The organism is Salinicola sp., from assembly GCF_982684285.1.
Genome location: NZ_CEXLVS010000214.1, coordinates 1 through 7,124, shown reverse-complemented (window position 1 = coordinate 7,124; position 7,124 = coordinate 1). Strand labels below are relative to the sequence as shown.

The 7,124-nt window shown below is 69.9% G+C and carries 4 protein-coding genes and 1 pseudogene; 3 read left to right on the top strand and 2 right to left on the bottom strand.

The genetic code is table 11. The features are described from left to right. A pseudogene (locus AC3AYF_RS16180) lies at positions 1–1,213 on the bottom strand (alkaline phosphatase family protein); the annotation flags it as partial. Positions 1,214–1,302: 89 nt separating this feature from the next. Next, positions 1,303–2,286: a catabolite repressor/activator gene (gene cra / locus AC3AYF_RS16175; RefSeq protein WP_295036356.1), complete on the bottom strand. Its 984-nt coding sequence runs from the start codon at positions 2,284–2,286 to the stop codon at positions 1,303–1,305. A 280-nt stretch (positions 2,287–2,566) separates the two neighbouring features. Between cra and ptsP the strand changes: the two genes are divergently transcribed. The 3 genes from ptsP to AC3AYF_RS16160 all read left to right on the top strand — a co-directional run. After that, positions 2,567–5,464 carry a phosphoenolpyruvate--protein phosphotransferase gene (ptsP, locus tag AC3AYF_RS16170; RefSeq protein ID WP_295036355.1) on the top strand — a complete coding sequence of 966 codons (2,898 nt, stop codon included), beginning with the start codon at positions 2,567–2,569 and terminating at the stop codon, positions 5,462–5,464. Beyond that, positions 5,464–6,426 carry a 1-phosphofructokinase gene (gene pfkB, locus AC3AYF_RS16165; RefSeq protein ID WP_295036354.1) on the top strand — a complete coding sequence of 321 codons (963 nt, stop codon included), beginning with the start codon at positions 5,464–5,466 and terminating at the stop codon, positions 6,424–6,426. Before ptsP ends, pfkB begins: the two co-directional genes overlap by 1 nt. 11 nt (positions 6,427–6,437) lie before the next feature. Further along, a partial coding sequence (locus tag AC3AYF_RS16160) for a PTS fructose-like transporter subunit IIB (protein ID WP_295036378.1) occupies positions 6,438–7,124 on the top strand: 687 nt, incomplete at its 3' end.

Genomic DNA, 7,124 nt, shown 5'->3' with positions numbered 1-7,124 from the left:
AGCCCCAGCCGGTGAAACGCAGCAGCCGGGTCACCAGCCGGTCCTGCAGCTGGCAGTCGAAAGCGCCGTCGCCGCTGGCGGAGTCCAGCCATTCGCGACTGGCGCTCAGCGGCTCGGCCAGTCCATCGGGATCGTTGCCCCAGCCCTGGCAGAACAGGTACGCGATCAGGGCGTTGCCCACGATCCGGCGCGAGAAGGGGTGATCGTAGACCGCGGCCTCCCAGGCAGCGGAGAGGTTCCAGTCGTCGGTGACGTCGTGGTCGTCGAAGATCATCAGCGTGGGCAGATGGGCGAACAGGCGTGCCACGCCCGGCAGACCGGTGACGAACGCCTCGATATGCCGCTGCTCGTCGCGGTAGCGGTCCTGCTCCTCCGCGGCCAGTTGCGGCATCTCGACCTCGATCAGCCGCCAGGGTGTCGGCGACCATACCAGCAGGTACATCGCCAGCAGTTCGGCAAAGGTGATCAGGTGGTTTTCCGCGCTGGCGGTGGTGAAGATCGGCTTGCGCACGCCACCGAAGAACTTCTCGCGCAGTGCCTCGGTGGAACGGATCGCCGGCAGCAGCTCGTCACGATGATAGTAGGTCTCGTCGCGGGCGTAGAGTTCGCTGCCGCTGGCGATGTCCGTGCCTTCCAGGCATTCGTCGTAGAGGCCGAGGCGGGCGATCAACGCATGGATGGCGGCCAGCATCGGGCCAGCGACGTCGTCGGCGTAGATCTGGTCCCCGGTCAGCAGCAGTGCCGCCGGCCTGGCGGCGGTGTCTTCATGGCAGCCGTCCAGCCAGCGGTCGGCGCGCACCAGGCCGTCCTCGCTGGGGTGGTGGGGTTTGCGGCAGGAGCCATGAAGCAGGTTGTCGTAGCGCGAGCGCAGCACCAGCGTGGGTAGCGGTTCGCTGCCGTAGCACAGTGACTTGCCCCAGTCGCCGATCGAGTGCCATCCGGACTCGCCACGGTAGGCGAGGTCGTAGGCGATGCGGACATCCTGGGGCAGGGCGGCATCCAGCTCCAGGTCGATCAGGTAGAGGTGGGCACGGGCGCCCACCTCCACCCGTGTCGTTGCCGTTGCCAGCTCATGGGTTCGCGACGCGTCGTCGGTGATCAGGGTCAGCCGGAACTCGAGCGGGCGCGATGCGGCCAGCCACAGCACCAGTCGCTGGGGCGCCGCCCGGCGGAGTATCGGCCCGGCCAGGATGTCGGGGAGGTCGTCTGACAAGTCGCAGGTTCCTGAAAGCATCGATGGGCCAAGCATACTTCAGTCGTGGCTCCCGGCCACGCTTCCGGGGAGGATCCATCGCATCGCGTTCAGCGCCGTCGCTTGAGCGTCCTGTCGATCACGTCCAGCCCCGGCCTGTAGTCGCCACGGGCCGCTTGCATGGCTCTCGCCAGCGCCTGTTCGGCGACACGGTCGTGGTCCTGGGGCAGCGAGTTCACCTTGCAGGGCAGGAAATCGAGTAGCCGGTCGTCGCCGAAGGTGGCCAGGCGCAGGTCGGCCGGTGGGGTGCCGTGTTCGAGCAGCACGTCGAGCAGGCCGTCCATCAGGGTATAGGAGGCGGTGACGATGGCGTCCGGCAAGCCGTCGTCATCCAGCAGCCGCTGCATCAGCGAGGCACCGCTATCGTGATCGTAGCGCTCGCCGCTGAAGCAGCGGGGACGGCACCGGGGCTCGCCGGCCAGAGCATCCAGAAAGCCGCGCCGCCGCTCGGTGCTGATCGAGAGATCCGGTACGGCGTCCAGCCACACCACGTCCGTCACCTCGTCGGCCAGCACCGAACGGGTCAGCATCTCGCCGGCGGCACGCCCGTTGGTCACGATGTTGACGAAGCGTTCGGGATCCAGCGGTCGGTCGATGGCGATGATCGGTAGTCCCTGCGCCAGCAGTTCGACATAGAAAGGGTCCCGGGGGCTCAAGCTGCTGGCCACCAACAGCACGTCGCAGCGCTGGGCGCGCAGGGATCTCGCGACTTCGCGCTCGCTCTGCGGGTCGTCGTCGGAACCGGCGATCAACAACTGATAGCCCTGCCGGCGCGCGCCATGCTCGAGACGCTTGGCCAACCGTGCGTAGCTGCCGTTCTCCAGATCCGGCACGATCAGGCCCAGGGTGCGGCTGTCGCCTCCCCGCAGTGCCGCCGCCTGGGCATCGATTCGGTAGTCGTGGGCGTTGGCGACGGCCAGCACCCGTGCCACCGTGGCTTCGCTGATGCGCCTCGCCTTGGCCTGGCCGTTGAGAACATAGCTGGCGGTGGTGCGGGAAACGCCGGCCAGTCGGGCGATGTCGGCAAGCTTCATGCAGGGCTCCTGCGATGTCCATGGGAGAGGGCGGCGCATTTTCACGGTCTGAACGATACCGCGTCGGGTCCTGTCGGCCCAGTCCGATTTCGGCGGCGACCGTGCCGGGACGAGCGTGAGGCGAAGGTCTAGCTTGCCAAACCGCGCGTCAGCAGAGAGCATTGGTGTCATTGAGGTGACACGATTCAGCTAGCGTCCATGAATCCGCCTGCCCCGCCGATTTCGCTGCGGCTGGCGGGCCGCGTATCGTGCATCGAACGACCCACTCGGAGAGATCGTTATGTTGACCCTCCAGCCGCAAGACGCGGCGCTCGATTGCCAGGCCGACAGTTGGCAGGCGGCGCTGGATCAGGCCGCCGCCTCGTTGCACGAGTCCGGTCTGGTCGAAGCCGACTATCGCGATGCCCTGCATGCCCGCGAGGCGCAGGGCTCGACTTTCCTCGGCAGCGGTATCGCCATTCCCCACGGCACCCCGGAGAGCCGCGGGCAGATCCACCGAACCGGCGTTCGTCTGCTGCAGTTCCCGTCTGGCGTGACCTGGCACGACGGCAACCGGGTGTTCCTGCTGGTGGCGATCGCCGCCGCCAGCGACGAGCATCTCGACGTGCTGCGCCGCTTGACCCACGTCCTCGACGACGAAGGGGTCGCCGAGCGCATCGCCAACGCCGACAGCGCCGAAGCGATGGTGGCGCTGCTCGCCAAACCGCCGGCCAGGGCTCGTCTGGACGCCGGCACGCTGTGCCTGGGTTTCCCGGCGCGGGACCGTTTCGAGCTGGCGCTGGCGGCGGCGGCGCGACTGCGCCAGGCGGAGTGCGTCGATGCGCGCTTCGTCGCCGCGATCACCGAGCAGGAGCCGGTCGCGCTCGGTCAGGGGCTGTGGCTGGTGAGTGCTTCCCTCGGCGTCAGCCAGCCGGCGCTGGCACTGGCGACACCGGAGCGGTCGTTCAGCGGTCCGAAAGGCGTGGTCAATGGCGTCTTCTGCGTGGCGGCGCAAGGCGACGTTCACCGGGCGCTGCTGGAGCGGCTGGCGGATCTGCTGGATAGCGGTGAAGGCGAGGCGCTGGTCGATGCCGATGCGGATCATGTCCTGGCGCGGTTGTCCGGCGAGTCGAGCCGTGCCGAGACCGCCCGGGCAACGCTGCTCAATGCGCATGGCCTGCACGCGCGGCCTGCCAAGCTGCTGGTCCAGGCGGCCCGCGAGCAGCCGCTGCCGGTCCGCGTGCGCCTGATGGAGGGCGCGGCGGAGACGGTTTCCGCCGCCAGCCTCACCAAGGTAATCGGGCTCGGCGCCCGACGCGGTCAGACGCTGATCTTCTCCGCCGAGGGGGAGGGGGCCCAGGCGGTGCTGGCGGCGATGGTCGCCGCCGTCAAGGCCGGGCTCGGTGAGTCGGTGCGCCCGCTGGCGGACGGCGGCCTCGCCGATCACGCGTCTCGAGACAAGAGCGCGGCGCGAACGGAAGGGGCCGCGCAGGAGCCTGTCGCCGACGACACGGTATTGCCGGCCACCGCCGCCTCGCCGGGCCTGGCGATCGCGCCGGTCTTCGTGATGCGCGCGCCCAGCTTCGATTATCCCGAGCGGGCTCGCGATCTGGCGCCGGAGCAACGAGGGGATGCCGAACGCCAGCGGGAGCGTCTGGGGGCCAGCCTGAGCGAGGCGCGTGACCAGCTGCGCGCGCTGATCGGCACCGCCAAGGGCGGCGACGTGGCCGAGATTCTCTCCATGCACGCCGAGATGCTCGACGATCCCGAGCTGCACGAAGCGGCCTTCGAAGGCATGCGCGATGGCCTGAGCGCCGAAGCCGCCTGGTGGCAGGCGATCGATACCGCCGCCCGTGCCCAGGAAGTGCTGGCGGACCGCCTCCTGGCCGAACGGGCAGCGGATCTTCGTGACGTGGGCCGTCGCGTGCTCGGCGTGTTGTGCGGGGTGAAGATGCCGACACCGCCGCAGCGCCCGTACATCCTGGTTACCGACGACATCGGGCCCTCCGACGTGGCGCGTCTCGATACCGCCCAGGTGCGGGGACTGCTGACCGCCCGCGGTGGCGCCACTTCCCACAGCGCCATCCTGGCGCGGGCGCTGGGCATCCCCGCGGTGGTGGGCGCCGGCCCGCGGGCCCTGACGCTCGCCAACGACGATGACCTGATCCTCGATGGCGATCTCGGCCGGGTGATCGTGCGTCCCAGCGCGGAGCGCCGCGATCGCGCCGAACTGCGGCTCAAGGAGCTGGAGCGACTGCGCCGCGAGGCCCACGGCTCGCGATTCGAGGAGGGTCGCACGGCGGATGGCCGCCGCGTCGAGGTCGCCGCCAACCTGGGCAACACCGCCCACGCCGCGGATGCCGTCGAGCAGGGCGCCGAGGGCGTCGGGCTGTTGCGCACCGAGTTCCTGTTCATGGCGCATCCGGAGGCGCCGGATCTGGAGACCCAGATCGGTGAGTACCAACGCGCCTTCGATGCCCTCGATGGCCGTCCGCTGGTGGCGCGCACGCTGGACGTCGGTGGCGACAAGCCGCTGCCCTACTGGCCGGTGGCGGCGGAGGACAATCCGTTTCTCGGTCTGCGCGGCATCCGGCTGGCGCTGACCCGCCCCGACGTCCTCGAAACCCAGCTGCGGGCACTGTTGACCGCCGCCGGCGATCGTCCGTTGCGGATCATGTTCCCGATGGTCAAGGACGTCGACGAGTACCGCCAGGCCAGGGCGATCGTCGACCGGCTGCAGCAGGAGATCGGCGCGGCGGACGTCCAGGTCGGGGTGATGATCGAGATTCCTTCCGCGGCGCTGCTGGCGCCCAGCCTGGCGGCGGAGGTCGATTTCTTCTCCGTCGGCACCAACGACCTGACCCAGTACACCCTGGCGATCGACCGTGGCCATCCCGAGCTCTCGTCCCAGGCGGATGGCCTGCATCCGGCGGTACTGCGGCTGATCCAGATGACGGTGGATGCCGCCCATGCCGAGGGCAAGTGGGTCGGCGTCTGCGGCGAACTGGGCTCGGACGCCGCCGCGGTGCCGGTGCTGGTCGGGCTGGGGGTCGACGAGCTCTCGGTGTCGGTGCGCCAGGTACCCATGGTCAAGGCCCGCCTGCGCGGCATCACCCAGGCAACGGCGCGGCTGCATGCCGAGACGGCGCTGGCCCAGGCCACCAGCCAGGCCGTGCGCGATGCGCTGGAGGCACTCTGATGGCGCATGTGCTGGTGGTGACGCTCAACCCGGCGCTGGATCTGTCGATCCAGTTGCCGCGACTCGAGCCGGGGGCGGTCAATCGCACGCGGTCGTCGCATCTGGCGGCGGCCGGCAAGGGGCTCAACGTGGCCCAGGTGCTGGTGGCGCTGGGCCACCGCGTGACGCTGTCGGGCTTTCTGGGCGCGGACAACGACACCGCGTTCGTCCAGGCCTGCCGGCGCGACGGCATCGAGGATGCCAGCCTGCGCCTGCCCGGCGAGACCCGGATCAACGCCAAGCTGGCCGAGGACGACGGCCGGGTGACCGACGTCAACGGCCCTGGGGTCGAGGTCTCCGGGGCCGCACTGGCCGAGCTGACCGCCGCGCTGGTCGCCTGCTGCGAGACTTCGGCGCCGTCGGCCGTGGTGGTCACCGGCAGCCTGCCGCCGGGCGTCACCGCGGCGGACTTCGCCGCGCTGATCGAGACGCTCAAGGCGAGCGGTATCCCGATCTGGGTCGATACCAGCGGGCCGGCGCTGGCGGCAGCGCTGGCGGTTTCGCCTCACGCGGTCAAGCCCAACGAGCAGGAGCTGGCCGAGTGGGCCGGCGGTCCGCTGGACGAACCGGCATCACAGCTCGATGCGGCCCGGCGGCTGCATGCGGCCGGCATCGAGGAGTCGATACTGTCGCTGGGCGCGGAGGGCACGCTGTGGATCAGCCGGCGCGGCGCATGGCGGGCGACCCCGCCCAGGGTCGAGGTCAAGAGTACGGTGGGGGCCGGCGACACCCTGCTGGCCGCGCTGCTGCATGGGGTGATCGCGGGTCAGTCACCGCAGGACGCCCTGCGCCAGGCAACGGCGCTGGCGGCAGAAGCGGTCCGGCATGTCGGCGTCGGTGATCCGCACGTCGAGGATTTCCAGCAATTACTGCAACAGACGCGTGTCACTCGCTGCGGCGACGCACGTCAGGAGGGGGCATGAACGGTGAACGCATGAACGTCATTCTGATTACGGCCTGCCCCAGCGGCATGGCGACGACCTTTCTGGCCGCGCGGCGTCTGGAGCAGGCCGCGCTGCGTCGCGGCTGGCAGCCCCGGGTGGAGATGCACGGCGAACTCGAACCGGTCGCACCGGTATCGGAACAGGCGATCGCCGAGGCGGACCTGGTCGTGGTGGCCGCTGATCGGGTGCCCGAGCCGTCGCGCTTCGTCGGCAAGCGGCTCTATCGCGCAGCGGTCCAGCAGGCGCTGCCCGATCCCGAGGCGTTTCTCGAGCGTGCCGCCCGCGAGGCGACGGCGTTCGACGCCGCCAGCGAACCTGCGAATGCCCCGGCGGTGGCCGAGGCGGAGCCTTCACGGGCCAGACGTATCGTCGCGGTGACGGCCTGCCCAACCGGGGTCGCGCACACTTTCATGGCCGCCGAGGCCCTCGAGCAGGCCGGCCGGGCGCTGGGCCACCGGATCCACGTCGAGACCCAGGGCTCCGTGGGGGCGCAGAATCCGATCGGTGAAGCGGACATCGAGGCGGCGGATATCGTGCTGCTGGCCTGTGACATCGAGGTCGACGACACCCGTTTCGCCGGCAAGCCGATCTACCGCACCTCTACCAGCAGCGCGCTCAAGCAGCCGCAGCAGACGATCCAGAAGGCCCTCGAGGAGGCGCAGGTAGAGTCGGTCGGC

Excerpts from the sequence above, each read along its gene's own strand:
- pfkB (WP_295036354.1), top strand. The coding sequence starts at position 5,464 with ATGGCGCATGTGCTGGTGGTGACGCTCAACCCGGCGCTGGATCTGTCG.
- ptsP (WP_295036355.1), top strand. The coding sequence starts at position 2,567 with ATGTTGACCCTCCAGCCGCAAGACGCGGCGCTCGATTGCCAGGCCGAC.
- cra (WP_295036356.1), bottom strand. The coding sequence starts at position 2,286 with ATGAAGCTTGCCGACATCGCCCGACTGGCCGGCGTTTCCCGCACCACC.